The following is a 24,706-nucleotide window of genomic DNA, read 5'->3' on the forward strand; positions in this document are numbered from 1 at the left end:
TGAAATGAAATCAGTGGCTGCCTGGTTCAGGATTCCGTTCTGGCAACGCGTGCTCGCCGGCTTCGTGCTCGGCGCGCTGGCGGGATGGGCGTTCGGGCCGTCGGCGGAGACCTGGTTCGGGCCGCTGGGCGACCTGTACGTGACCCTGATCAAGATGATCGCGGTGCCATTGGTATTTTTCGCCGTGATCAATGCGGTGAGCTCGCTGCATGGCCAGAAATCGATCGCCGCGCTGGCCGGGCGCACCTTCGTCTGGTTCGCGGTCACTGCGGTCCTGGCGGTAGGCGTGGGCCTGGCTTTCGGCTGGATCATCAAGCCGGGCGCCGGCGTCGGCGTGCTGCAGGTGGCATCCGACTACAAGCCCAAGGACGTGCCGGGCGTGCTCGACATGTTGCTCAACCTGGTGCCGTCCAACCCGTTCCAGGCGTTGTCGGGCGCGGCCAGCGCCAAGAGCAGCGATGGCATGACCGTGCTGGTGCCGCGCAACGGCACGGTGCTGCAGGTGATCTTCTTCGCCGGCCTGGTCGGTTTCGCCATCGTCAAGCTGGGCGACCGCGTCGCCGCAGCGCGCAAGCTGGTGGGCGAAGCCAGCGAGATCATGATCCAGGTGACCCGCTTCGTGCTGGAGTTCACCCCGCTGGGCACGTTCGGCCTGATCGCCGCGCTGGTCGGTGGCTACGGATTCGAGCAACTGCGGCCGCTGCTGGCCTTCGTCTTCGCGCTGTACGCGGCTTGCGCATTCCATATCGTCGTGGTGTATGGCGGCCTGCTGCTGGCGCATGGGCTGAATCCGTTGAAGTTCTTCCGCGGCGCCGCGCCGGGCATGCAGGTGGCGTTCGTCGCCTCGAGCAGCTTCGCCGCGCTGCCGGTGTCGTTGCGCAGCGCCACCCACAACCTGGGCGTGGACAAGGATTACGCCGCATTCGCGGTGCCGCTGGGCGCGACCATCAAGATGGACGGTTGCGGCGCGATCTATCCGGCGCTGGCCGCGGTGTTCATCTCGCAATACGCGGGCATCGAACTGTCGCTGGCGCAATACCTGATCATCGCCCTGGCCTCGGTGCTGGGCAGTTTCGGTACCGCCGGCGTGCCGGGTACGGCGGTGATCATGGCCACGGTGGTGTTGAGCGCCGCGGGCTTGCCGCTGGAAACCATCGGCTATCTCTACGCGATCGACCGCGTGCTGGACATGATGCGGACCATGACGAATGTGACCGGACAGATGCTGGTGCCGGTGCTGGTAGCCAAGGAAACCGGGTTGCTGGACCGGAAGATCTACGAAGCCGCGCCGACCAACCTCGGCATCGAAGAAGATCCGCTGGGCGCGGAGAAATCTCCGTGAGCGCGACGGAAAGCTTCCGTCTGGTCGAACGCTTCCCGGGCATCGACGATTACCGCCGCCTGCGCAGCGCGGCCGGGCTCTCGCCCAAGTCGGCCGAAGCGGCGGTGCGCGGACTCGCCAACACCTTGTACGGCGTCAGTGTGATCGACGGCGAGCGGGTCATCGGCATGGGCCGGATCATCGGCGACGGCGGCTGTTTCTTCGTCGTGGTGGACATCGCGGTCCAGCCCGAATACCAGAAGCGCGGCCTGGGCAGGCGGATCATGGACGCGCTGGACGCGTGGCTGCGCGCGAATGCGCCGGTGTCTTCCAATGTTTCGCTGTTCGCCGATGGCGATGCGAAACACCTGTATGCGAAGTACGGCTTCGTCGAAGCCGGGCCGGTTTCGGTGGGGATGGACTATACGGTCAAGCCGTGAGCGCGGCCGTGCCGGATCAGGATTCGCCGCGTGGGATCGCCAGCAACCCGGCCGCCACCGCGAACGGCATCGGCAGCAATACGCCGACCACGGTCACCCATTCGGGATTCGGCATCAGCGTGGCATAGACGATCACCGTGATCGTGAGCGCCGCGCCGATCACCAGCGCCGCCGCGCCGCGATGAGGCTGCGCGATCTTCGCCGAGGTCCAGCCGCCGAGCAGCCCGGCCAGCGCCCATCCGCCGAGGATGCAGGCGATCGCCGTGGAGGGCGTTCCGGCGGCGTAGGCCGACAACGATTCCGGCGTGGCGAAATCGTCGCTGGTCGGCAACGGATACAGCTTCGCGCTGGCGTACCAGCAGCCAAGCAGAGCCAGACTGGCGACCAGCGCCCCGACAATCATTCCCAGTATCGTGCGTGCCATCGCCTTGTTCTCCTTGTTTGCAATGGGATATTGCAATGGGCGAAGCATGGCGCGGCAGGCGCGGGCTGGCAACCCGCCGAGGGCGTATCTACGGATTCCCGGGCGTTACCCGTGGCCCGACCAGGCGCGAAGCCAGCAAGGCGAGCGGAACCGGCAACAGGATGCCCAGCAGGTTCATCCACAGCGGGTGCGCGATCACCATTGCGTTCATCACCGTGCCGGCGACGATGAACAAGGCCACGGCCGATGCGGCGATCCGGCGATGCTGGCGACCGATCCGCGCCGCGACCCAGGCGCCGACGAAACTGCCCAGCGCCCAACCGAATACCAGCCAGGCCTTGGCCGCGGGCGATGACATCGCCACCAGCCTGGCCAGGTCCGCTTCGGTGTCCAGCGGCATCCCGGCTGGCGGCGGGAACAACAGCATTCCGGCGGCTTCCACTCCGAAGATCACCAGCATCGCGGTGATCAGGCCGGCCACGATCGCAAGCAAGGTGCGCAGCATAGGTTCGCTCCTGGAAGGTTTGCGTTTGTGAATCCCCCTGCGCGAAGCATGGCCTCAAGCACACGCCGTCGCAAGCTGGCGTAACCTGTTCCCTGCCGTCGAGGAGCGCACCCGGATGAGTGGCGAACAACGCGAACTGACTTTCCGTTTCCTGGCCGAGCCGACCGATGTCAACTACGGCGGCAAGGTCCACGGCGGCGTGGTGATGAAGTGGATCGACCAGGTCGGCTATGCGGCCGCGGTCGGCTGGAGCGGCCATTACAGCGTGACCGTGGCCGTGGGCGGGATCCGTTTCGTCGCCCCGATCCGTATCAGCGACCTGGTCACCGTCACCGCCACCCTGGTCTACACCGGCACCAGCAGCATGCATTTCGCCATCGATGTGCGCGCCCGCGATCCGGGGTTGGACGCGAGCCAGGCGGAAAACCGCCTGTGCACGCATTGCATCATCGTGTTCGTGGCCCTGGACGGCGTGGAAGGCAAGCCGATGCCGGTACCGGCATGGAAACCGGAAACCGAAGACGACCGCTTGCTGGCCGAATACGCGACCAGGGTGATGGAGCTGAGCAAGGGCATCGAACAGACCTTCGTCCACTACCAGGAAGCGAGCACGAAAGAAGCGGGCACGAAAAAGGCCGCGGATTAGGCGGCCTTCTGGCTTGCGGGCTCCCGGGCCGCCTGCTTACATGGTCAGGCGACGCGCCTGCATGAACTTGGCGCTCCAGTAGCCGGTGAGCAGGCTGTCCACGCGCACGTCCTTGCCGGTGCTGGGCGAATGCAGGAAGCGGCCTTCGCCGACGTAGATGCCGACATGGTTGACCCGGCCGCGATGGCCGAAGAACACCAGGTCGCCCTGCTTCAGTTCATTGCGGTTCCTGATCAGTTCGGCGTCGGTCTTGCTGGCCATGTCGCGGGAAACGCGAGGCAGGTCGATTCCCAGGGCGGTGTGGAACACGTAGCCGACCAGGCCGCTGCAGTCGAAACCGCTGTCGGGCGACGTACCGCCCCAGCGATAAGGCGTACCCAGCAGGGTCAGTGCGCGCTGGAGCACGGCCTGGACCTTGCCGCCCGATCCCGCTTGCGTGCCCGCCTGCATGATCGCGCCGGACTGGTTGAGGTCGTAGTTGGCCAGCAGGCGGCTGAGGTCGCCGGCGAACATGGCCGAGCGGTCCAGAATCGGCATGCTGTCGCTGGCGGCCAGGCGCGGCAGCAAAGCGGTGAGGGTGGCGGCGGCGGCGGCGGCGGCCTTCTCGCGGACGCTGTTCTGGGCGGTTTTCGCGGTGGCGGCCACGGTTTCGGACCTGGCATCGCCAGCCATGGCATCGCTGGTCAAGGCGGCATCGCCGGTCAAGGCCAGTGTGGGCTTGGCGATGGGTTCGGGAGTGATGCTTGCGGGAGCGGTCTTGGCCTGGACGCAAACGCTGGTCAGGCAGAGGGCGGTAGCGCAGAAGAGGGAGCGTGACACGCTCCGGAGCGCGGAGCGGCGGGCGGCGGGCAGGCCTTTTTGCAGGTCGTCGGTCGTCACGCGGAAATCTGTGTAGCGGGCAAGGGACGGATCATGCCGTCATAAGTCGTTCATGAGGTTCAAATTTCGTTAGCTGGACGTGAGCAAAAGCGATGGCGGTCACAATTCAGTGCAGGACCCGCTTGGCACCGGAATAGTGATCCCGCCAGTAAGGCCCATCCAGCCGGTCCAGGCGGACTGTGCCGCCGGTGCTGGGCGCATGCACGAAACGCCCTTCGCCCACGTAGATGCCGACATGGCTGACGCTGCCCTTGCTGCCGAAGAAGACCAGGTCGGCGGCGGCCAGCTTCTCCGGCGCGATCCGTGGCCCCTGGACCCCGGCCAGTTCCCGCGAGGTGCGCGGCAGCCGCAGGTCCAGCATGTCCCGGTAGACATAGGTCACCAGGCCGCTGCAGTCGAAACCCGATTGCGGGGTGTTGCCGCCATAGAGATAAGGCGTGCCGACCAGGCCGATGGCCCGCATCAGCACCGCGTTGGCCGCGGCCGGATCGGCGGGCCGGACCTGGGGCCAATGGCGCTGAGCGACCGAAGCCGGCTTCGAGGGGCGGACGTTGTCGTTGCCGCCGCAAGCGCCCAGCAGCATGCAGAAGCCGGCCATGGCGGCGAACAGGAGCCCGCGGCGCCTCGTGGATCGGGCGGCAACTGGCGTGGAACCGGACAAGCCGGGATAATGCGCGGCCTTCATTGCGGCCAATCTTGACCGCAATCCCCCGTGGCCCACAAGCCGCCCCTTCGCTGTCGCCCTCTCGTCGTGCGGCGCAGCCCAGCCAGAGCCGAGCATGAAAATCGCAAAAGACAGCGTGGTCCGTTTCCACTACACCGTGTCCGAAGTGGGCCAGGAAGCGCTGGAGAGTTCGAACGACCGTGAGCCCCTGGCCATCCTCTACGGTCACGGCAACATCATCCCGGGCCTGGAAACGGCCATGCTGGATCGCGAAGCCGGCGAGAGCTTCGGCGTGGACGTGGCCGCGGCCGATGCCTACGGCGAGAAGCGCGATGGCCTGAGCCAGCGCGTGCCCAAGAAGCACTTCGGCGCGCAGAAGCTGGAGCCGGGCATGCAGGTCGTGCTGCAGACCAACTTCGGCCCGCGCGCGGTGACCATCGAGAAGGTCGGCATGAGCGTGGTCGATGTCGACCTCAACCACCCGATGGCCGGCAAGGACCTGCATTTCGACGTGGAGATCGTCGATGTGCGCGAAGCCAGCGCCGAGGAACTCGAGCACGGCCACGTGCATGGCGACGGCGGCCACCACCACTGAGCGCATCGCATGCGATGAGCGGGTACCTATGACCTGGGACGGCCCGCTTCGGCGGGCCGTCCGCGTTTGCGTCCCATCGATCCGGATACAGCCGATCCGAATACACTAGCGTGGTGAATTCCCCACGCGATGACGTCCTGGTGATCGGCGGCGGCGTGATCGGCCTGGCCACCGCGCTGGCGCTGATCGAAGCCGGCCGCGGCGTGCGCGTGCTCGAAGCCGGCGCCGTCGGCAGCGGCGCCTCGCACGGCAACTGCGGCACGCTCACTCCCAGCCATGCACCGCCCCTGGCCGCGCCGGGCATGGTCGCGCGGGGCTTGCGCTGGATGTTCACCCCGGACGCGCCGCTGTACCTGAAACCACGACTGGATCCGGCGCTGTGGCGCTGGCTGGCGCATTTCGCCGCGCGCTGCAACATGAAGGATTGGCGGCAGAGCACGGTTTCGCGTTCGGCGATCCTCGACGACTCGCGTAGCCGGCTCGCCGATTGGGTGGATCGCTATGCGCTGAGATGCGAATTCGCCGAGGAAGGGCTCGACTACGTATTCCGCGAACAGGCCAACTTCGATCACTACGCACGGGAGTGCGAATTGCTGCGCGAGTTCGGGATCGCCAGCGAGATCTTCGACGGCGACGCTTACCTGCGCGACGAACCTGCATTGAAAGCTGGGATGGTCGGCGCGGTCCGCTTCCCGGGCGATGCGCGCCTGCGCCCGGATCGCTATGTGGCCGAACTTGCGAGGGCGGTGCGCGAGCGTGGCGGCGTGATCGAGGAAAATTGCCGGGTCGAATCGCTGCAGGATTCCGCGGACGGCGCAGTCGCGGGTACCGGCCTCGGTTCCCGCAACGGCAGCGAGGCCGTCATCGCGCTGGGCTCATGGTCGCCACGACTGGCGCGGAGCCTGGGCCTCGACCTGCCGATCCAGCCGGGCAAGGGCTATTCGATCACCTATTCGCGACCCTCTATCGTGCCGAAACGGCCGATGGTGCTGAAGGATCGCCAGGTGTGCGTGACGGCCTGGGACAGCGGTTTCCGCCTGGGCAGCACCATGGAATTCTCGGGCTACGACCAGACCCTCAATGCCACGCGCCTGGCCGCGCTGGAGCGCGGCGCCAGCGAATACCTGCATGAGCCGTTCGGCGCCACGGTGCACGAGCGCTGGTATGGCTGGCGGCCGATGACCTGGGACGACCTGCCGATCCTCGGGCGGGCGCCGCGCCATCGCCATGTCTGGCTGGCCACCGGCCACGGCATGCTCGGGGTCAGCATGAGCGCGGCGAGCGGGCAGTTGATGGCCGACCTGATCACCGATAAAAGTACCGCGATCGATCCGACGCCTTATCGCATGGAGCGTTTCGCATGAGCGCCAGGCAACCCGATTACGACTACGACCTGGTAGTGATCGGCGGCGGCTCCGGCGGGCTCGCGGGGGCCTTCCGCGCGGCCTCGCATGGCGCACGCGTTGCCTTGCTGGAGCCGGGCGAATTCGGCGGCACCTGCGTCAATGTCGGCTGCGTGCCGAAGAAGGCGATGTGGCTGGCGGCCGAATTGTCGCAGCGCATCGACATGGCCTCTCGACTCGGCTTCGACCTGCCGCCGCCGAAGCTCGACTGGCGCGAATTCATCGTCCATCGCCAGCGCTATATCGCAGGCATCCACGACAGCTATCGCAAGCGCCTCGACGCAGCGGGCATCGTGCACATGCCGTGTCGCGGACATTTCGTCGATGCGCACACGGTGGAAACACACCAGGGCCTGCGCGTATCCGCTGCGCACGTACTGATCGCGACCGGCGGCAAGCCGAGGCGTCCCGATATCCCGGGCGCGGAGTTGGGCCTCGTGTCGGATGATTTCTTCAGCCTGTGCGATGCGCCAGGGCGCGTCGCCATCGTCGGCGGCGGCTATATCGCCGTCGAGCTCGCCGGCGTGTTGCAGGCGCTAGGCAGCAAAGTGGAGGTTTTCGTGCGTGGCAGTCGCCTGCTCGATTCGTTCGATGTGGAACTCAGCGACGAACTCGCGGAAAACCTGCGGCAGCACGGCATCCACTGCCACTTCGCCGATCCGGTGGCCGCGATCGAGCAGGTCGATGAAAAGCGGCTCAGGGTGGTCGAACACTCCGGCCGGGCCGGCGAACTTTTCGACAGCGTGATCTTCGCCACCGGGCGGGTGCCCAACAGCGATCGGCTCGGGCTGGACGACATCGGCGTATCCGTCGATGGCGGCGGCTTCGTCGTGGTCGATGCGTTGCAGGACACCAGCTTGGCCAATGTGCACGCGGTCGGCGATGTCTCGAGCCGCCTCGCGCTCACGCCCGTCGCGATTGCCGCCGCCCGTCGCCTGATGGATCGTCTCTTCGGCGGGCAACCGGAAGCCAGGCTGGATTACCGGGACATCGCCACCGTGGTGTTCTCGCATCCGCCGCTGGGCATGGTGGGCCTGTGCGAAGCCGAGGCGCGGGAACGCCATGGCGACGCGGTGAAGGTCTACACCACCCGGTTCCGCCCGATGCTGCACGCGCTGGCCGATTCGCCGCAGCGCAGCCTGTTCAAGCTGGTGTGCGTAGGCGAGGAGGAGCGCGTGGTCGGCATCCACCTGCTGGGCGAAGGCGTCGACGAGATGCTGCAGGGGTTCGCGGTGGCGCTGAAGAAAGGCATCACCAAGCGCGACCTGGACGACACCATGGCGATCCACCCGACTTCGGCCGAGGAAGTGGTGTTGATGCGCTGAAGTCGTGAAGCTGTAGGATTGTGGGAGCGGCGTAAGCCGCGATGGGATATCGAGACATCATTTCGCGGCTTACGCCGCTCCCACAACCCCCACAACCGGACCTACGTACAATGCGCGGATGGACACCTACACCTTGCACCGCGGCACCGCGCCGCTGTTGATCAGCCTGCCGCACGACGGCACCGCTGTTCCCGCCGACATCGCCGCGCGGCTCACCGATTCCGCGCGTAGCGTGCCCGATACCGACTGGCACGTCTCCAGGCTCTACGATTTCGCCCGCGAACTCGGCGCCTCGATGATCGTGCCGATATATTCGCGTTATGTGATCGACCTGAACCGGCCCGAAGACGACGTGTCGCTGTATCCCGGTCAGAACACCACTGGCTTGTGCCCGCATGTGCAATTCAGCGGCGAACCCGTCTATCGCGATGGGCACGATCCCGATGAAACCGAAGTGGCGGAACGGGTCGAACGTTACTGGCGCCCGTATCACCGTGCGTTGGCGGGCGAGCTGCAGCGCATCCACGCGCGACATGGCCGCGCCAGACTGTGGGAAGGGCATTCCATCCGCGGCGTGGTGCCGTTCCTGTTCGAGGGACGATTGCCCGACCTCAACCTGGGCACGTCGGCAGGAGCGAGCTGTTCCCCACCGCTGCAATCGCGCCTGGAATCGGTGCTGGCGTCGCAGGACGGCTACGACTTCATAGTCAACGGGCGCTTCAAGGGCGGCTACATCACCCGCGAATACGGCGATCCCGCCAAGGGCGTCGATGCCGTGCAACTGGAAATCAGCCAGCGCATCTACATGGACGAAAGCAGCTTCGAGTGGGACGAAGAAAAGGCCGCGCGCACCCAGGCCGTGCTGCGCGAGCTGATCGGCCAGATGCTGGCATGAGCGCGGCGTCCACCGTTCCGGACGAAACCCCGCATGTAGAAACACGACCCGAGCCGCCGACGCGTCCCGGCCATCCCTGGTCGGGCATCGGCCTGGCCCTGTTCGGCGCCATCGCATTCTCGGGCAAGGCCATCATCGTCAAGCTCGGCTACCGGCTTGGCGCCGACGCCATCACCCTGCTGGCGTTGCGCATGCTGGTCGCGCTGCCGTTCTTCGCCTTGATGGCATGGTGGGTCAGGCGCGACACGCAACGCTTCCGCCTGCGTGGAGGCGATCGGTGGAAAGTGGTGGGACTGGGTTTCAGCGGCTATTACCTGGCCAGTTTCCTGGATTTCGCCGGACTGCAGTACATCACCGCGACCCTCGAGCGGTTGATCCTGTATCTCACCCCCACGCTGGTCCTGCTGATCGGCGTGGTGCTGTTCCGGCGCAAGCCCGCCGGACGGCAGTTGCTGGCGCTGGCCATCAGCTATCTCGGCGTCGCCCTGGCCTTCGGCCATGACCTGGAAACCGGTGGCGATGGCATCGCGCTCGGTGGAGTGCTGGTGTTCCTCAGTGCGCTCAGTTACGCCAGCTACCTGGTCGGCAGCGGGGAAGTGGTGGCACGGGTCGGTGCAGTGCGCCTGACCGCCTATGCCAGCGCCGTGGCGGCCTGCTTCTGCCTGCTGCATTTCATGATCGTGCGGCCATGGCATTCGTTGTTCGGGCAGCCGGCCGACGTCTACTGGCTGTCGCTGCTCAACGGCACCGTGTGCACCGTATTGCCGGTGCTGGCCACGATGATGGCGGTGCAACGGCTGGGGTCGGCGTTGGCCTCGCAGATCGGCATGGTCGGCCCGGTCTCGACCATCGTCATGAGCCTGCTGATCCTCGGCGAACCGATGGGCCCCTGGCAGGTCGCAGGCACGGTAATGGTGATGCTGGGCGTGTTCGTGGTGACGCGACCGCGCCCGGGATAAGTCCAGCAGCGAGGTTCCGTGTGCCGTCGCGACGGCCGGCGATGGCGAGCCACGATCTACACTTCCGCACCACGGGATGCGTTCGGCAGCAAGGCTGTATTTGCCGTCGCCACGGCCGCCGCTGGTGAATGGCGGATATCAGACTTCCAAGGAAGCCAGATCGCCCTTCAGCTCCAGCCACGCCTTGCGGTCCGAAGCGCGCTTCTTCGCCAGCAGCATGTCCATCAGCGAGCGCGTGTCGCCGTCGTCGTCGTTGGTCAGCTGCACCAGCCGGCGGGTGTCCGGATGGATGGTGGATTCGCGCAGCTGCGAGGGGTTCATTTCGCCCAGGCCCTTGAAGCGGGTGACGTTGACCGCGCCCTTGAGCTTCTCGCGCTCGATCTTCTCCAGCAGCAGGCGTTTTTCTTCCTCGTCCAGCGCGTAGAACACCTGCTTGCCCACGTCGACGCGGAACAGCGGAGGCATCGCCACGAAGATGTTGCCGGCCTGGACCAGCGCCGGGAAATGCTTGAGGAACAGCGCGGTCAGCAGCGTCGCGATATGCAGGCCATCGGAATCGGCGTCGGCCAGGATCACCACCTTGCCGTAACGCAGGCCGCCGATGTCGTCCTTGCCCGGGTCGCAGCCGATGGCGATGGCCAGGTTGTGCACTTCCTCGGAGGCCAGGACCGAAGTGCTGGCGACTTCCCAGGTGTTGAGGATCTTGCCGCGCAACGGCAGGATCGCCTGGAAATCCTTGTCGCGCGCCTGCTTGGCGCTGCCGCCGGCCGAATCGCCTTCGACCAGGAACAGTTCGGTGCGCGACAGGTCCTGGGAAATGCAGTCGGCGAGCTTGCCGGGCAGGGCGGGGCCCTGGGTCACCTTCTTGCGCACGATCTGCTTTTCGGTCTTCAGTCGCGCGCTGGCGCGTTCGATCGCCAGCTGGGCGATGCGTTCGCCGAAATCGGTGTGCTGGTTCAGCCACAGCGAGAACGCGTCGTGCGCGGCGCCTTCGATGAAGCCGGCGGCCTGGCGCGAACTCAGGCGTTCCTTGGTCTGGCCGCTGAACTGCGGGTCGGTCATCTTCAGCGACAACACGAAGGCCACCCGGTCCCACACGTCTTCCGGCGCCAGCTTCACCCCGCGCGGCAGCAGGTTGCGGAAATCGCAGAACTCGCGCAGCGCATCGGTCAGGCCGCTGCGCAATCCGTTGACATGGGTGCCGTGCTGCGCGGTGGGGATCAGGTTGACGTAGCTTTCCTGCACCAGTTCGCCATCGGGAATCCAGGACACGGCCCAGTCCACGATCTCGTTCTGCCGGGACAGCTGGCCTACGAACAATTCCGGCGGCAGCAGTTCGCGACCCTGCAGTTCGCCCAGCAGGTAATCGCGCAGGCCGTCGCGGTAATGCCATTCGTCGCGCTCGCCGCTGGCCTCGTCGAACAGCTTCACGGTCAGGCCCGGGCACAGCACCGCCTTGGCCCGCAACAGGTGCTTGAGCGCGCGCAGGTTGTATTTGGGCGTATCGAAATACTTGGGGTCGACCCAGAAGCGCAGCCGCGTGCCGGTGTTCTTCTTGCCCACCGTGTTGACCACTTCCAGCTTCGATGCCGCGTCGCCATCGCGGAATTCCATGCGGTATTCGTTGCCGTCGCGCTTGATGAACAGCTCCACCTTCTTCGACAGCGCATTGACCACGCTGACGCCGACGCCATGCAGGCCGCCGCTGAAGGTGTAGTTGCGGTTGTTGAACTTGCCGCCCGCATGCAGGCGGGTCAGGATCAGTTCCACGCCCGAAACCTTCTCTTCCGGATGGATGTCCACCGGCATGCCGCGGCCGTCGTCGCTGACTTCGCAGCTGCCGTCCTTGTACAGGGTCACCTCGATGCCGCTGGCATGGCCGGCGAGGGCCTCGTCCACCGCGTTGTCGATGACTTCCTGGGCCAGATGGTTGGGGCGGGTAGTGTCGGTGTACATGCCCGGACGGCGTTTGACCGGGTCCAGGCCGGAGAGGACTTCGATGTCGGCGGCGTTGTAGCGGGTATTCATGGGGCGATATTCATGGATTTGGTTGCGATTTCCGGGCGGCGACTGCAGCCCCGAAGTGTGCGGCTTGGGGATTTTTTTTGCACGTTCAGTGGCAGGTGGGCCGCAGTGGGCTATTTTCCGCGCTGGCCGGTCGCCACGCTGGCCGTACACGGGAGAACCCTGATGAACAAGCGCAACATCCTGATCCTCGGCGTCATCGCCAGCGCCGTGCTCGCCGCCACCGCCTGGGCGCAGTCCGGCAAGGCGGACGCCGACAAGGCCTCGTCCAGCAGCCAGAGCGCCGAGCCCCAGTCCGACGCCGACAAGAAGGCCCAGCGCCGCGCCAGGAACGAGGCTGCGGCGGCGGCCCGCAAGGCAAAGGGCGAGAACGCCGGCAACTCCGGCAGGGAAGAAGAGGAAGAGGAGCGCAAGAAGCCCTGATCTTCGGTATTCCCGGCAAGCAACCACGATTTAGGGCGGCTTTTCGCCCACACGCGCCCCGCTGAGTCGGGGCGTCGTGTTTTCTAGGGGGGCGAAATTGTCGCCGCGAATTGCCGGATCGCTTGGTGGAAACCGGGCGGGCCTGTAAACTATGGCTTTCCGGAGCCCCGTCCATGACTCCCCTGATTTTTGTTACCGGCGGCGTGGTGTCCTCGCTAGGCAAGGGCATCGCCGCCGCTTCGCTTGCCTCCATCCTTGAAGCCCGCGGCCTGCGGGTCACGATGATGAAGCTGGATCCGTACATCAACGTCGATCCGGGCACCATGAGCCCGTTCCAGCACGGCGAGGTCTACGTCACCGACGATGGCGCCGAAACCGACCTGGACCTGGGCCACTACGAGCGCTTCGTGCGCACGCGCCTGAGCCGCAAGAACTCCATCACCACCGGCCGCATCTACGAGAACGTGATCCGCAAGGAGCGCCGCGGCGATTACCTCGGCGCCACCGTGCAGGTGATCCCGCACATCACCGACGAGATCAAGCGCTGCATCGACGAGGCCACGTCGGGCTTCGATGTCGCCCTGGTGGAAATCGGCGGCACCGTCGGCGACATCGAATCGCTGCCGTTCCTGGAGGCGATCCGCCAGATCCGCACCGAGCGGGGCCAGGACAAGGCCTTGTTCATGCACTTGACCCTGGTGCCGTACATCGCCGCCGCCGGCGAGCTGAAGACCAAACCCACCCAGCATTCGGTCAAGGAATTGCGCTCGATCGGCATCCAGCCCGATGTGCTGCTGTGCCGCAGCGAGCAGGAGCTGCCGGATTCCGAACGGCGCAAGATCGCCTCGTTCACCAATGTGTCCGAACGCGCGGTGATCACCGCGCGCGACGTGGACGTGCTCTACAAGATCCCGCTGTACCTGCACGAGCAGGGCCTGGACGAGATCGTCGCCACCCAGCTCAAGCTGCCGGTGTCGGGTCCAGCGGATCTGTCGGAGTGGGAAGCAGCGGTCGATGCCACACTCAATCCCCTGGACGAGGTCACCATCGCCGTGGTCGGCAAATACGTTGACCACAAGGATGCGTACAAGTCCGTCGGCGAGGCGCTGAAGCACGGGGGTCTGCGCCAGCGTACCCGGGTCAACCTGAAATGGCTGGAAGCGCAGGAGCTGGAGGGCGGCGACCTGTCCGCGCTGCAGGACGTCGACGGCATCCTGGTGCCGGGCGGCTTCGGCGACCGCGGTTTCGAAGGCAAGGTCGTCAGCGCGCGGTATGCACGCGAACATGGCGTGCCGTATTTCGGCATCTGCTACGGCATGCAGGCCGCGGTGGTCGATTACGCGCGCAATATCCTCGGCATGGCCGACGCCAACAGCACCGAGAACGACAAGCAGTCCACGCATCCGGTGATCGGTCTGATCACCGAATGGCGCACGGCGACCGGCGAAGTCGAGAAGCGCGACGAGCGCACCGACCTGGGCGGCAGCATGCGCCTGGGCCTGCAGGAGGCGCGTCTGAAGCCGGGAACACTCGCCCGCGAGTTGTACGGCAAGGACGTGGTCGCCGAACGCCATCGCCACCGCTACGAATTCAACAACCGCTACCGCACCCAGATGGAAGATGCCGGACTGGTGATTTCCGCCAAGTCGATGGACGACCTGCTGGTGGAAATGATCGAGTTGCCGCGCACGGTGCACCCCTGGTTCCTGGCCTGCCAGGCGCACCCCGAGTTCCTGTCCACGCCCCGCGACGGCCATCCGCTGTTCGTCGGCTTCATCCGCGCCGCGCGCGAGCGCAAGGCGAATGAAGGCATGGCGGGCGGGAAGTTGTTGAAGGAAGCGCGGGCGTGAGGAGTTCATGTGGGAGGGGCTTCAGCCCCGACGCTCTTTCCTTCTTCCGGTCGGGGCTGAAGCCCCTCCCACAAACAAGGTTGCGTGCATGAAACTCTGTGACTTCGAAGTCGGTCTCGATAAGCCGTTCTTCCTCATCGCCGGTCCCTGCGTCATCGAATCGATGCAGCTGCAACTCGATGTCGCCGGCAAGCTGAAGGAAATCACCGGCCGACTGGGGATCAACTTCATCTTCAAGTCCAGTTTCGACAAGGCCAACCGCACCTCCGGCACCAGCTTCCGCGGCCCGGGCGTGGAAGAGGGTCTCAAGGTGCTGGCCGAAGTGAAGAAGCAGATCGGAGTGCCGGTATTGACCGACGTGCATGAATACACGCCGCTGGAGGAAGTGGCCTCGGTGGTCGATGTGCTGCAGACGCCCGCGTTCCTGTGCCGGCAGACCGACTTCATCCACAAGGTCGCCAGCGCCGGACGTCCGGTCAACATCAAGAAGGGCCAGTTCCTGTCGCCCTGGGAAATGAAGCACGTCACCAACAAGGCCAAGGCCACCGGCAACGAGCAGATCATGGCTTGCGAACGCGGCGCCAGCTTCGGCTACAACAACCTCGTTTCCGACATGCGCTCGCTCAGCGTGATGCGCGATACCGGCTGCCCGGTGGTGTTCGATGCCACCCATTCAGTGCAGTTGCCCGGTGGCATGGATGGCAAGAGCGGCGGCCAGCGCGAATTCGTGCCGGTGCTGTCGCGCGCGGCGATGGCGGTCGGCATCGCCGGCATCTTCATGGAAACCCATCCGAAGCCGGAAGAAGCGCTGTCCGATGGCCCGAATGCCTGGCCGCTGGGCAAGATGGAGGCGCTGCTGGAAACGCTGATGGCGCTAGATGCAGTCACCAAGAAGAACGGGTTTCTGGAGAGTGCTATCTGATGGACGAAGGGTTCAATCTATCTGTCAGGTGGCTTCGATGAGAAGAGTGGCAGTCGCAATCTTGCTCGCGGTGCTGGCATTTGCTTCATTCGATGCCTTCGCATGTCGGATGAGTCCGCCCAGGACGACACCGTCGTATAGCGATCTGGCAAGTACGTCCGATCTGATTGCCATTGTCCATGTCGAGCGAATCCGGCCACTGAGCGCGGGAGATGAGGCATTGATGGAGCGGCTGCTCACCGACCCACCAATGAACGTACCATTCCGTTACCCGACCACTTCAGCGGAATTTTCCACCGTGCGCGTCCTGAAAGAAAAGCAGCCGGAACAATTCCTGATCCAGAACGGCGCGACCAATTGCGACGTCTATTTCCTGGAAGGCAAGGACTATCTGGTGTTCGCCCAGTGGCCCAGCCCATCGGTCGAGATCGTGCCCACCTACGGTACGTTCCCGTTAGACGAAAGCCAGCAAAGCCTGACGGCGCTGGCCGAAGTGGAATCCTTTCTCAGCCTCTCAGACTCGGCAAAACCATGACCTCAATCGCCAAGATCCACGCCCGCGAAATCCTCGACAGCCGCGGCAATCCCACCCTCGAAGCGGAAGTCACTCTGGCCGACGGTTCCTTCGGCCGGGCCTTGGTGCCTTCGGGCGCTTCGACCGGCTCCAAGGAAGCGGTCGAATTGCGCGATGGCGACAAGACCCGCTACCTGGGCAAGGGCGTGCTGCATGCGGTGGCCAACGTCAACGGCGCCATCGCTACTGCGCTGAAAGGTTTCGACGCGGCCGACCAGGAAGGCCTGGACCGCCGCCTGATCGACATCGACGGCACCGAGAACAAGGGCCGCCTCGGCGCGAACGCACTGCTCGGCGTTTCCCTGGCCAATGCGCACGCGCTCGCGGCTTCGAAGAAGATGCCGCTGTGGCAGCACCTCGCCAATGGCAATGACGTGGTCCTGCCGGTGCCGATGATGAACATCATCAATGGCGGCGCGCATGCCGACAACAACGTCGACCTGCAGGAATTCATGGTCCTGCCGGTCGGCTTCGATTCGTTCGCCGAATCGTTGCGCGCCGGCGCCGAGATCTTCCATGCGCTGAAGTCGGTGCTGAAAGGCCACGGCCTGAGCACGGCGGTGGGCGACGAAGGCGGTTTCGCCCCCGACCTGCGCAGCAACGTGGAAGCGCTGGACACGATCCTGGAGGCGATCGGCAAGGCCGGCTACACCGCCGGCGAGGACATCCTGCTGGGCCTGGACGTGGCCTCCACCGAGTTCTACGAGAACGGCAAATACCACCTGATGGGCGAGGGCAAGCGCCTGACCTCGGAACAGTTCACCGATTTCCTGGCCGGCTGGGCGGCCGAATACCCGATCATCACCATCGAGGACGGCATGGCCGAGGACGACTGGGCCGGCTGGAAGCTGCTCACCGAACGCGTCGGCAACAAGGTGCAACTGGTCGGCGACGATCTGTTCGTCACCAATCCGCGGATTTTCAAGCAAGGCATCGAATCCGCTACCGCCAACGCCATTCTGATCAAGGTCAACCAGATCGGCACGCTGACCGAGACCCTGGAAGCCATCGCCATGGCCCACCACGCCAACTACGCGGCCATCGTCTCGCATCGTTCCGGCGAAACCGAGGACACCACCATCGCCGATATCTCGGTCGCCACCACCGCGACCCAGATCAAGACCGGCTCGCTGTGCCGCAGCGACCGCGTGGCCAAGTACAACCAGCTGCTGCGGATCGAGGAGGCGCTGGGCAAGGGCGCGCGCTATGCCGGTCGCGACGCCTTCGTTTCGCTGAAGCGGTAAACGATGCGGCGCCTGCTGCTGCCGATGCTGCTGCTGGCCCTGTTGCTGGGTTGGCTGCAGTACCGCCTGTGGTTGGGCGAAGGCAGCTGGGGCGAGGTGAATGCGTTGCAGAGCCATGTCGCCCAGCAAGAGCATGAGAACCACGGGCTGCAGGAGCGCAACAACGAGCTCGCCGCGGAAGTGGAAGACCTCAAATCCGGCGAAGCCGCGGTGGAGGAGCGCGCGCGCAGCGAACTGGGCATGATCAAGCCCGGCGAGAAGTTCTACCGGGTGGTCGAATCGCCTTCGTCCCCTGCGCCGGTGGATGAAGAATCGCGGGCCGGCACGGATACGGAGCCGCAACACTGATGCCCGGGATCTGGGCGGTGGTGCCTGCCGCCGGGCGCGGCACGCGCTTCGGCGGCGAAGTGCCGAAACAGTATCTCGCCGCCGCCGGCCAGCCGTTGCTCGCGCATGCGCTGGCTGCGCTGCTGGCGCATCCCGCGATTGAGGGGGCGATGGTCGCGATCTCGGACAACGATCCCGACTGGCCGGGCTGGACCTCCTTCCTGGACAAGCCGGTGCTGACCTGCATCGGCGGCGCGACGCGTGCGCGTTCGGTGTCCGCGGCACTGGATGCGTTGCCTGCGGAAGTGAAGGCCGATGATTTCGTGCTGGTGCACGATGCGGCCCGGCCCAATCTGGGCCAGAACGACCTGCAGCAGCTGCTGGAACGCGGCCGCAACGATCCGGTCGGCGCGATCCTGGCCGCGCCGGTGCGCGACACGCTCAAGCGCGCGGGCGATGACGGCGGCATCGACGGAACCGAACCGCGCGCGCGCTTGTGGCGCGCGCTGACTCCGCAGCTGTTCCGCCGCCTGCAACTTGCGAAAGCGCTCGAGGAAGCGGCCAGGGCCGGTGTCGAAGCGACCGACGAATCGATGGCGATGGAATTGCAGGGACTGCGCCCGCTGCTGATCGAAGGCAGCGAGGACAACTTCAAGGTCACCACACCGGCCGACCTGGCGCGCTTCGAGTTCATACTCTCCCAACGTTCTCTGTAGGAGCGTCCCTTGGGCGCGAGCTCTTCGATCCGCATCCAGGAGCCCACCGGAGAGCTCGCGCCCATGGGCGCTCCTACACCGGTTTTCGATGATAACGAGCGGTATTCATTCCATGCAGAAATCCTTGAACATCCGCATCGGCCAGGGCATCGACGTGCATGCCTTCGGTCCGGGCGACCATCTCATGCTCGGCGGCATCCGCGTGCCGCATGACCAGGGCGTGGAAGCGCACAGCGATGGCGACGTGGTCATCCATGCCTTGTGCGACGCCATGCTCGGTGCGCTGGCGCTGGGCGACATCGGCAGGCATTTCCCGCCCTCCGACCCGCAATGGAAAGACGCCGACAGCCGCGCCTTCCTGCGCCATTGCAACGGTCTGCTCGGTGAACACGGCTGGCGCGTGGGAAATGCCGACATCACCGTGATCTGCGAACGGCCCAAGGTCGGGCCGCATGCGGAAGCGATGCGCGCACAGCTGGCCGATGACCTGGGCATCGACAGCGGCGACATCGGCATCAAGGCCACCACCAGCGAGAAACTCGGCTTCACCGGCCGTGGCGAAGGCATCGCCGCGCAGGCGGTGGTGTTGCTGGTTTCCAGGGCGTGAGCGTAGACCTTCCCAGCGCTTTCGGCGCGGCGGTGCTGAGCGCACGGATCCGCAGCACGCCGGAGGATTTCCGGGTAGAGGAAATCGATGCGTTCGAGCCCACGGGCGAAGGCGAGCACCTGCTGCTGACCATCGAGAAGCGAGGCTTGAACACCGCGGCCGTAGCCAAGCAGCTGGCCGCATGGGCGGGGTTGCCGGAGATGGCGATCGGCTATGCCGGGATGAAAGACCGGCATGCGGTGACGCGCCAGCGTTTCAGCCTGCACCTGCCCAGGCGCGTGGCGCCGGAGATGGCGACCCTGCAGGCGGACGGTCCCGGATCGGGCCCGGGACCCTACCTGAGCGTGCTCGACGCCACCTGGCACAACCGCAAGCTGCCGCGCGGCGCGCTGGCCGGCAACCGCTTCGCGCTGGTGCTGCGCGACGTGCAAGGCGAACGCGCGGCCATCGACGCGCGGCTGGCACGGATCGCCGCATGCGGTTTGCCCAACTGGTTCGGCGAACAGCGATTCGGTCGCGGGGGCGGCAACATCGCGGCGGCATTGTCGATGTTCGCGGGCCGGCGCGTGCGCCGCGACCAGCGCTCGATCCTGCTGTCGGCGGCGCGTTCGGAGTTGTTCAATCGCGTGCTTGCCGCGCGTGTACGCGACGCGAGCTGGGACCAGGGTACGGACGGCGAGGTATGGATGCTTTCCGGCAGCCGCAGCGTGTTCGGCCCGGAACCGTGGAGCGAGGACCTGGCCGGGCGTCTGGCCCGGTTCGATATCCATCCCAGTGGACCGTTGTGGGGCGCGGGTGGACTGCGCAGCGTCGGCAAGTGCGCGGAGAGGGAGCTGGCCGCCTTGGACGACAAAGATGCGATCGCCCTGCGCGCCGGGCTGGAATCGGCCGGATTGAAGCAGGAGCGCAGGGCCTTGCGGCTGGTGGCCGAAGGCCTGGCGTGGCAATGGCAGGACGATTCTGCCCTGCGCCTGGCATTCTCGCTGCCGCCAGGCTGCTACGCGACGGCTTTGCTGCAGGAGCTCGGCCATGCCGCCGATGATTCCCTGTCGCAATGCCGCTCGTCGGAAAGCCCAGATGGGCACGGCCAGGGGCTGCAAGCCGGCGTATAAGCCGAATTGGGCATCCGGATGATGTCCGTTCCAATACCCAGGGAGGCCTGTTTCTTTAGGTATATCTTCGGAGGGAATCGTCATGAAAGCTTTTCTGAGCTTCGCGGTCGTTTCGTCGACGCTCCTGTTGTTGACGGCTTGCGCCAGCACCGGGACCGCCTATGAAAAAGCGCCGATGCAGCACGAAAGCGTGGTGACCGACAACACCTACGTTGCTACGGTCGAGTACATCGCCAAGCAGCGTGGCACCCGGGTCATGTGGGTCAACCCGCCGAAGAAGCGGATCGTCGAGCCCGTAGCCACCACTCAATAGCCGCAGTCGGAAAGCGCGTAGCGCGGCCGCCCCTCAGCGCCGCGCCAGCAACACCAGCACGGCGCCGGTACCGCCTTGCGCGGCCGGTGCGGAATGGAATGCGAGGATGTCGGCGCGCTGCCGCAGCATGCGGTCGACCAGGTTCTTCAACACCGGCATTCCCCCATCGTCGCGCCGGCCCTTGCCATGGATGATGCGCACGCAGCCGAATTCATGGGCATGGGCCTCGGCGATGAAAGTCCTGAGCATCGATTCGGCCTGCGCCACCGTGGCGCCATGCAGGTCGAGTTCGTCCTGTGCCGAAAAGCGGCCGCGTTTCAATCGCTGGAAAACCGGCGCGGGCACTGCGTCGCGCCGGTAGCTCAGCGCATCGCCTGCCGCCAGCGCGGACAGGTCATCCAGCCCTCGCAGGAATTCGCTGCGCGCCTCGATCTCGTCGCGCTCGGCCATGCGCGCTGCCGGCCTGGGCCTGGGCTTGCGCGGCGGTAGCGCGGATTCCGGCAAGGGCTTGACCGGACCTACCGCATCCCGGAACAGCGTCGCATCGTCGTCTTCGTCGGCTTGCTTTGACATGCAGGCAGGTTAGTGCGCGCCGCGTGCTTCCGACAAGCAGGTGCGACCTGGCGGGGACGCCGCTCCCACGATCAAAGGGGAAGGCGCCATCCGCCTGCGGTATCATGAGGACGCCACAGAGGAACACCATGCGCGTACTGGTAAGCAATGCCGACGGCGTTGATGCGCCGGGCATCCAAACCCTCGCCGAAGGCCTGCGTGCCGCAGGCCATGAAGTCCTGGTGGTCGCACCCGACCGCGATCGCTCCGGGGCCAGCAATTCGCTGACCCTGGACCTGCCGATCCGGATCAAGAAGCTCGATGAACAAACCTGGCGCGTTGCCGGCACGCCCACCGATTGCGTGCACCTGGCCCTGACCGGAATGCTGGAAACGGAGCCGGACATCGTCGTGTCCGGAATCAACAATGCCGCCAACCTGGGCGATGACGTGATCTATTCCGGCACCGTGTCGGCGGCGATGGAAGGGCGCTTCCTCGGCCTGCCTGCGGTGGCGATGTCGCTGGCGACCAGCGACCACAAGGCCAGGCATTTCGCGACCGCCGCGCGCGCCGCGGTCGAAATCGTGGCCCGGCTGAAATCCGATCCGTTGCCCGCCGACACCATCCTCAACGTCAATGTTCCCGACCTGGCATGGGACGAGATCGCCGGTTTCGAGGTCACCCGCCTCGGCAACCGCCATCGTTCCGAGGCCTGTCTGCCGCAGCCCGATCCGCGCGGCGGCACGGTGTACTGGATAGGCCCGGCGGGACAGGAGCAGGATGCCGGCCCCGGCACCGATTTCCACGCGGTACGCACCGGTTTCATTTCCATCACCCCGATCCATGTCGACCTGACCCGTTACCAGGCGCTGGAAAAAGTCGCCAGCTGGGTCAGCGGCCTCAGCGATTCGCTGGGGGCGCCGGCATGACCCCACGGCTGCGCCTGCAACCGGAAGCGGTGGGCCAGGGCATGACTTCGCAACGCGTCCGCGATCGCCTGGTCGAGCGGCTGCGCGAAACCGGCATCCGCGATGAAAACGTCCTCAATGCCATCCGCACCGTGCCGCGCCATCTGTTCGTCGATGAGGCCCTGGCCACGCGCGCGTACGAGGACACCGCGCTGCCCATCGGCCACAGCCAGACCATTTCGCAGCCGTGGGTGGTGGCGCGCATGACCGAAGCGCTGTTGCTGCAGAATCCCCTGCTGAAGCGGGCGCCGAAGAAGGTGCTGGAGATCGGCACCGGTTCCGGCTATCAGGCGGCGATCCTCGCGGCGCTGGGGCTGGAGGTCTATACCGTCGAGCGCATCGGCGACCTGTTGCGCCAGGCGCGCAAGCGCCTGCGCCAGTTGGGCATGAACGTGCGCAGCAAGCACGACGACGGCCGCATCGGCTGGCCGGAACACGCGCCCTACGACGCGATCATCGTCACCGCGGCCGCACCGGCCCTGGTCAATGCCTTGGTCGAGCAGCTCGCGGTCGGCGCGCATCTGGTCGCGCCGGTCGGTGGCGCTTCCTCGCAATCCCTGGTCAAGCTGACCAAGCGCGAAGATGGCGGCGTGGACGAACAGGTGCTGGCGCCGGTGGTGTTCGTGCCATTGCTGTCCGGCACCCTGGACTGAGCCATGAAGATATTCGGTCCCTTGTATGCCCGCGCCATCCAGTGGGCGCAACACCGGCACGCGCCCCGGTTGCTGACCGGGCTCAGCTTCATCGAAGCCATCATCTTTCCGGTGCCGCCGGAAGTGATGCTGGCGCCGATGTCGCTGGCGCAACCGAAACGTGCGTTGTGGTTCGCTACCTTGAGCCTGATCGGCTCGCTGGCCGGTGCGCTGGTCGGTTACGCACTGGGCCATTTCGCCTTCGCCGCGCTGCAGCCGGCGATCGAGTGGCTGGGTTGGAGCGGAAAGATCGATGCGCAGGTGGCGCAGTTGCGCCAGGTCGTGGCGGAGTCGCCATGGAAGGCATTCTGGCTGCTGGTGCTTGCAGGATTCACGCCGATTCCACTGAAGATATTCACCTGGGCCTCAGGCATCGTCGGCGTGCCGCTGGTACCGTTCCTTGCAAGCATGTTCGTGGGTCGTGGCAAGCGCCTGTATCTCGTCGCCGGCGCGATCAAGCTGGGTGGGGCGCGTGCGGAAGCGGCGCTGCATCGCTGGATCGAACCGGTCGGCTGGATTTCGACTGCGCTGTTGCTGGCGCTGATCGGCTGGGTGGTATGGAAGGCGAACGGTGGATGAGCAGACAACGGATGAATCGCAACGATGCCGCATAGAAGCATGAGTTACGCCCGGCGTGCCCTGGCACTGGCGACCGCAGCACTGCTGCTGGCTGCGTGCAGCAGCAGCGTGGTGCGTGAAACCCCGTCTTCAAGCGCCTCGCAACGCATCGTCTCCAAGCCGAAATACGGCGCCACCGCACGCGTGCAGCGCGGCGATACGCTATATGGCGTGGCCTTCCGCAACGGCATCGATTTCCGCGATCTGGCGACCTGGAACGGTATCGGCGCGCCTTACACGATCTACCCGGGACAGAGCCTCAGGCTGTATCCATCGAGTGGCAAGGGTGCTGCCGCGACCGGCACGAGCTCCGCGAGCACTACCGCTGTCCGGCCCAAGCCCCCTGTCGTTACGGCCCCGCCGCGGCCGGTGGCCCCGCCCTCGGTTGCGCCCACGAACAGCGGCGTGTCGTGGCGCTGGCCGGCCGATGGTGCGGTGATCGGGAGATTCGCCGCCGGCGATGCGACCAAGCAGGGCGTGGATATAGCCGGCAGCAGCGGACAATCGGTGCGCGCTGCGGCAGATGGCGTGGTCGTGTATTCCGGTGGCGGGCTGGTGGGCTATGGCGAACTGGTCATCATCAAGCACAACGAATCCTGGCTGTCCGCGTACGGCCACAACCGTACCCGCCTGGTCAACGAAGGCCAGAACGTGAAGGCCGGCCAGCAGATCGCCGAGATGGGCCGCAGCGGCGCTTCGCGCGACATGCTGCACTTCGAGATCCGCTACAACGGCAAGCCGGTGGACCCGCAACAGTATCTGCCGAAGCGATAGCTCTGGTCCCCGGAGGGGACTTCCTTCGGGGCGCAGGTCCAAGCCCGCACGGAGGCGTTTGATTTCGCGCCAGAGCATCCGAGCAAGCTCGGATCCACAGGGAAACAGCAGGGCAGACGGACAGGCCCGACCCTAGGAACTCAGCAGGAACCCCGCTACCACGCGCCGGCCTTCGCCGGCCAGTACATTGAAGGTGCGGGCCGCCGCCGCGTTGGTCATCACCTCGATGCCGATGCCACGGGTCAGGCAGGCGGCCATCACCGCCGCCGCAGGGAACACCTGGCGATCGCCGGTGCCCAGCAGGACCAGTTCGGGATTGAGCGCCAGCAGCGGGGCCATGTCTTCAGGCGCAAGATCGATGCCTGCGCTCGCTTTCCAGTCTTCGATCAACTCGTTCGGCGCCAGGATGAAGCTGGTTTCCAGCACCCGGTCGTTGACCTTGGCGCTGCGACCGTCGGCCGCGCGCAGGGCATAGGCGTAGTCGGGGAGTTCGTGGTTCAGCTGCATGGATGGGAAGCAGTAAAGGGGAAAGGGTGAATAGCAAAGGGTAAACCGCCAAAGCGCGTGCTTTAACCCTTGGCTATTTACTCTTCACCATTGGCGCATCGCCCTTTACTTCCGCGGAAGCACGATCTGGCGGTGGTCCTTGCTGGGCCGGTACAGCACCGCGACGTGGCCGATGCGCTGGACCAGCCCGGCACCGGATTTGTCCACGATCTCGGCGATCATGGCGTCCCGCGCTTCGCGGTCCTCTGCGCCGATCTTGATCTTGACCAGTTCGTGCTGCTCCAGGACCGCGTCCAGTTCGGCCAGGAAGGCGGGCGTAAGGCCCTTGGCGCCGATCTGGAGCAGGGCTTTCAGGTCGTGCGCGTGGCCGCGCAGGAAGCGCGACTGGCTGGAGGTCAAAGCAGTGGACATGCGCTGCGGTACGGG

The 24,706-nt window shown here is 65.7% G+C and carries 30 protein-coding genes; 22 read left to right on the forward strand and 8 right to left on the reverse strand.

Annotation, left to right across the window (positions count from 1 at the left end; genetic code table 11):
- Positions 1 to 4: 4 nt before the first annotated feature.
- Positions 5 to 1,342, forward strand: a complete 1,338-nt coding sequence (locus CSC74_RS15930) for a dicarboxylate/amino acid:cation symporter (protein ID WP_162315485.1) — start codon at positions 5 to 7, stop codon at positions 1,340 to 1,342.
- Positions 1,339 to 1,761, forward strand: a complete 423-nt coding sequence (locus CSC74_RS15935; RefSeq protein WP_162315486.1) for a GNAT family N-acetyltransferase — start codon at positions 1,339 to 1,341, stop codon at positions 1,759 to 1,761. The genes CSC74_RS15930 and CSC74_RS15935 overlap by 4 nt, the downstream gene beginning before the upstream one ends.
- A gap of 16 nt (positions 1,762 to 1,777) precedes the next feature.
- Here CSC74_RS15935 and CSC74_RS15940 read toward each other — a convergent pair whose 3' ends face one another.
- Both CSC74_RS15940 and CSC74_RS15945 read right to left on the reverse strand, forming a co-directional pair.
- Entirely contained in the window at positions 1,778 to 2,185 is a 408-nt protein-coding gene (locus CSC74_RS15940; RefSeq protein ID WP_162315487.1) for a hypothetical protein, read from the reverse strand.
- Between the two features lie 88 nt (positions 2,186 to 2,273).
- Positions 2,274 to 2,690: a hypothetical protein gene (locus CSC74_RS15945; RefSeq protein WP_162315488.1), complete on the reverse strand. Its 417-nt coding sequence runs from the start codon at positions 2,688 to 2,690 to the stop codon at positions 2,274 to 2,276.
- Between the two features lie 115 nt (positions 2,691 to 2,805).
- Between CSC74_RS15945 and CSC74_RS15950 the strand changes: the two genes are divergently transcribed.
- Entirely contained in the window at positions 2,806 to 3,336 is a 531-nt protein-coding gene (locus tag CSC74_RS15950; protein ID WP_162315489.1) for an acyl-CoA thioesterase, read from the forward strand.
- A gap of 36 nt (positions 3,337 to 3,372) precedes the next feature.
- On the opposite strand, the gene CSC74_RS15955 is transcribed toward CSC74_RS15950, so the two are convergent.
- Together CSC74_RS15955 and CSC74_RS15960 are read right to left on the reverse strand one after the other, a co-directional pair.
- Positions 3,373 to 4,215 (reverse strand): C40 family peptidase, encoded by an 843-nt coding sequence (locus CSC74_RS15955; protein ID WP_211369668.1) that lies wholly within the window; start codon positions 4,213 to 4,215, stop codon positions 3,373 to 3,375.
- Between the two features lie 106 nt (positions 4,216 to 4,321).
- Positions 4,322 to 4,936, reverse strand: coding sequence for a C40 family peptidase (locus tag CSC74_RS15960; RefSeq protein WP_425501473.1), 615 nt, complete (start codon positions 4,934 to 4,936; stop codon positions 4,322 to 4,324).
- Between the two features lie 58 nt (positions 4,937 to 4,994).
- Between CSC74_RS15960 and CSC74_RS15965 the strand changes: the two genes are divergently transcribed.
- The 5 genes from CSC74_RS15965 to CSC74_RS15985 all read left to right on the forward strand — a co-directional run bounded on the left by CSC74_RS15965 (position 4,995) and on the right by CSC74_RS15985 (position 10,056).
- Complete coding sequence (locus CSC74_RS15965) at positions 4,995 to 5,474, forward strand: FKBP-type peptidyl-prolyl cis-trans isomerase (protein ID WP_162315490.1); 480 nt, start codon at positions 4,995 to 4,997, stop codon at positions 5,472 to 5,474.
- A gap of 113 nt (positions 5,475 to 5,587) precedes the next feature.
- Positions 5,588 to 6,838, forward strand: a complete 1,251-nt coding sequence (locus CSC74_RS15970) for an NAD(P)/FAD-dependent oxidoreductase (RefSeq protein ID WP_162315491.1) — start codon at positions 5,588 to 5,590, stop codon at positions 6,836 to 6,838.
- Positions 6,835 to 8,202 (forward strand): glutathione-disulfide reductase, encoded by a 1,368-nt coding sequence (gene gorA, locus CSC74_RS15975; protein WP_162315492.1) that lies wholly within the window; start codon positions 6,835 to 6,837, stop codon positions 8,200 to 8,202. Before CSC74_RS15970 ends, gorA begins: the two co-directional genes overlap by 4 nt.
- A gap of 118 nt (positions 8,203 to 8,320) precedes the next feature.
- Entirely contained in the window at positions 8,321 to 9,097 is a 777-nt protein-coding gene (hutG, locus tag CSC74_RS15980) for an N-formylglutamate deformylase (RefSeq protein WP_162315493.1), read from the forward strand.
- Positions 9,094 to 10,056 carry a DMT family transporter gene (locus CSC74_RS15985; RefSeq protein WP_162315494.1) on the forward strand — a complete coding sequence of 321 codons (963 nt, stop codon included), beginning with the start codon at positions 9,094 to 9,096 and terminating at the stop codon, positions 10,054 to 10,056. The genes hutG and CSC74_RS15985 overlap by 4 nt, the downstream gene beginning before the upstream one ends.
- A 138-nt stretch (positions 10,057 to 10,194) precedes the next feature.
- Here CSC74_RS15985 and parE read toward each other — a convergent pair whose 3' ends face one another.
- Positions 10,195 to 12,084, reverse strand: coding sequence for a DNA topoisomerase IV subunit B (gene parE / locus CSC74_RS15990; RefSeq protein WP_162315495.1), 1,890 nt, complete (start codon positions 12,082 to 12,084; stop codon positions 10,195 to 10,197).
- 162 nt (positions 12,085 to 12,246) lie between these two features.
- Here parE and CSC74_RS15995 point away from each other — a divergent pair, with 162 nt between their 5' ends.
- From CSC74_RS15995 to CSC74_RS16040, 10 genes are all read left to right on the forward strand, one after another.
- Positions 12,247 to 12,504, forward strand: coding sequence for a hypothetical protein (locus tag CSC74_RS15995; protein ID WP_162315496.1), 258 nt, complete (start codon positions 12,247 to 12,249; stop codon positions 12,502 to 12,504).
- Between the two features lie 173 nt (positions 12,505 to 12,677).
- Positions 12,678 to 14,354: a CTP synthase gene (gene pyrG / locus CSC74_RS16000; RefSeq protein ID WP_162315497.1), complete on the forward strand. Its 1,677-nt coding sequence runs from the start codon at positions 12,678 to 12,680 to the stop codon at positions 14,352 to 14,354.
- An 88-nt stretch (positions 14,355 to 14,442) separates the two neighbouring features.
- Complete coding sequence (gene kdsA, locus CSC74_RS16005) at positions 14,443 to 15,276, forward strand: 3-deoxy-8-phosphooctulonate synthase (RefSeq protein WP_162315498.1); 834 nt, start codon at positions 14,443 to 14,445, stop codon at positions 15,274 to 15,276.
- A 46-nt stretch (positions 15,277 to 15,322) separates the two neighbouring features.
- A complete protein-coding gene (locus CSC74_RS16010; protein ID WP_162315499.1) occupies positions 15,323 to 15,811 on the forward strand; it encodes a hypothetical protein in 489 nt (162 codons plus the stop codon).
- Positions 15,808 to 17,094 carry a phosphopyruvate hydratase gene (gene eno / locus CSC74_RS16015; protein ID WP_162315500.1) on the forward strand — a complete coding sequence of 429 codons (1,287 nt, stop codon included), beginning with the start codon at positions 15,808 to 15,810 and terminating at the stop codon, positions 17,092 to 17,094. Before CSC74_RS16010 ends, eno begins: the two co-directional genes overlap by 4 nt.
- Before the next feature lie 3 nt (positions 17,095 to 17,097).
- Positions 17,098 to 17,442, forward strand: a complete 345-nt coding sequence (gene ftsB / locus CSC74_RS16020) for a cell division protein FtsB (protein ID WP_162315501.1) — start codon at positions 17,098 to 17,100, stop codon at positions 17,440 to 17,442.
- On the forward strand, positions 17,442 to 18,137 hold the full coding sequence (gene ispD, locus CSC74_RS16025) for a 2-C-methyl-D-erythritol 4-phosphate cytidylyltransferase (RefSeq protein ID WP_162315502.1): 696 nt from the start codon (positions 17,442 to 17,444) through the stop codon (positions 18,135 to 18,137). Before ftsB ends, ispD begins: the two co-directional genes overlap by 1 nt.
- A 112-nt stretch (positions 18,138 to 18,249) precedes the next feature.
- Positions 18,250 to 18,744, forward strand: coding sequence for a 2-C-methyl-D-erythritol 2,4-cyclodiphosphate synthase (gene ispF / locus CSC74_RS16030; protein ID WP_162315503.1), 495 nt, complete (start codon positions 18,250 to 18,252; stop codon positions 18,742 to 18,744).
- Positions 18,741 to 19,856, forward strand: coding sequence for a tRNA pseudouridine(13) synthase TruD (truD, locus tag CSC74_RS16035; RefSeq protein ID WP_162315504.1), 1,116 nt, complete (start codon positions 18,741 to 18,743; stop codon positions 19,854 to 19,856). Before ispF ends, truD begins: the two co-directional genes overlap by 4 nt.
- Positions 19,857 to 19,938: 82 nt before the next feature.
- The gene (locus CSC74_RS16040) at positions 19,939 to 20,169 is read left to right on the forward strand and encodes a hypothetical protein (protein WP_162315505.1); all 231 of its coding nucleotides are present in this window, start codon (positions 19,939 to 19,941) and stop codon (positions 20,167 to 20,169) included.
- 33 nt (positions 20,170 to 20,202) lie between these two features.
- On the opposite strand, the gene CSC74_RS16045 is transcribed toward CSC74_RS16040, so the two are convergent.
- Entirely contained in the window at positions 20,203 to 20,742 is a 540-nt protein-coding gene (locus CSC74_RS16045) for a Smr/MutS family protein (protein ID WP_162315506.1), read from the reverse strand.
- 128 nt (positions 20,743 to 20,870) lie between these two features.
- Between CSC74_RS16045 and surE the strand changes: the two genes are divergently transcribed.
- From surE to CSC74_RS16065, 4 genes are read left to right on the forward strand one after another with little or no spacing between them, the layout of a single operon-like run.
- Complete coding sequence (gene surE, locus CSC74_RS16050) at positions 20,871 to 21,650, forward strand: 5'/3'-nucleotidase SurE (RefSeq protein ID WP_162315507.1); 780 nt, start codon at positions 20,871 to 20,873, stop codon at positions 21,648 to 21,650.
- Positions 21,647 to 22,342, forward strand: coding sequence for a protein-L-isoaspartate(D-aspartate) O-methyltransferase (locus CSC74_RS16055; RefSeq protein WP_162315508.1), 696 nt, complete (start codon positions 21,647 to 21,649; stop codon positions 22,340 to 22,342). The genes surE and CSC74_RS16055 overlap by 4 nt, the downstream gene beginning before the upstream one ends.
- Before the next feature lie 3 nt (positions 22,343 to 22,345).
- Positions 22,346 to 22,960: a YqaA family protein gene (locus CSC74_RS16060; protein WP_162315509.1), complete on the forward strand. Its 615-nt coding sequence runs from the start codon at positions 22,346 to 22,348 to the stop codon at positions 22,958 to 22,960.
- 24 nt (positions 22,961 to 22,984) lie between these two features.
- Positions 22,985 to 23,773, forward strand: a complete 789-nt coding sequence (locus CSC74_RS16065; RefSeq protein WP_425501474.1) for a peptidoglycan DD-metalloendopeptidase family protein — start codon at positions 22,985 to 22,987, stop codon at positions 23,771 to 23,773.
- A gap of 132 nt (positions 23,774 to 23,905) precedes the next feature.
- Here CSC74_RS16065 and CSC74_RS16070 read toward each other — a convergent pair whose 3' ends face one another.
- Together CSC74_RS16070 and yhbY are read right to left on the reverse strand one after the other, a co-directional pair.
- Positions 23,906 to 24,280, reverse strand: coding sequence for an Mth938-like domain-containing protein (locus CSC74_RS16070; protein WP_162315511.1), 375 nt, complete (start codon positions 24,278 to 24,280; stop codon positions 23,906 to 23,908).
- A gap of 105 nt (positions 24,281 to 24,385) precedes the next feature.
- Positions 24,386 to 24,691: a ribosome assembly RNA-binding protein YhbY gene (yhbY, locus tag CSC74_RS16075; protein WP_162315512.1), complete on the reverse strand. Its 306-nt coding sequence runs from the start codon at positions 24,689 to 24,691 to the stop codon at positions 24,386 to 24,388.
- Between the last annotated feature and the right edge of the window lie 15 nt (positions 24,692 to 24,706).

The sequence above is a fragment of the Pseudoxanthomonas yeongjuensis genome (assembly GCF_010093345.1).
In the GTDB taxonomy this organism is placed as follows: domain Bacteria; phylum Pseudomonadota; class Gammaproteobacteria; order Xanthomonadales; family Xanthomonadaceae; genus Pseudoxanthomonas_A; species Pseudoxanthomonas_A yeongjuensis.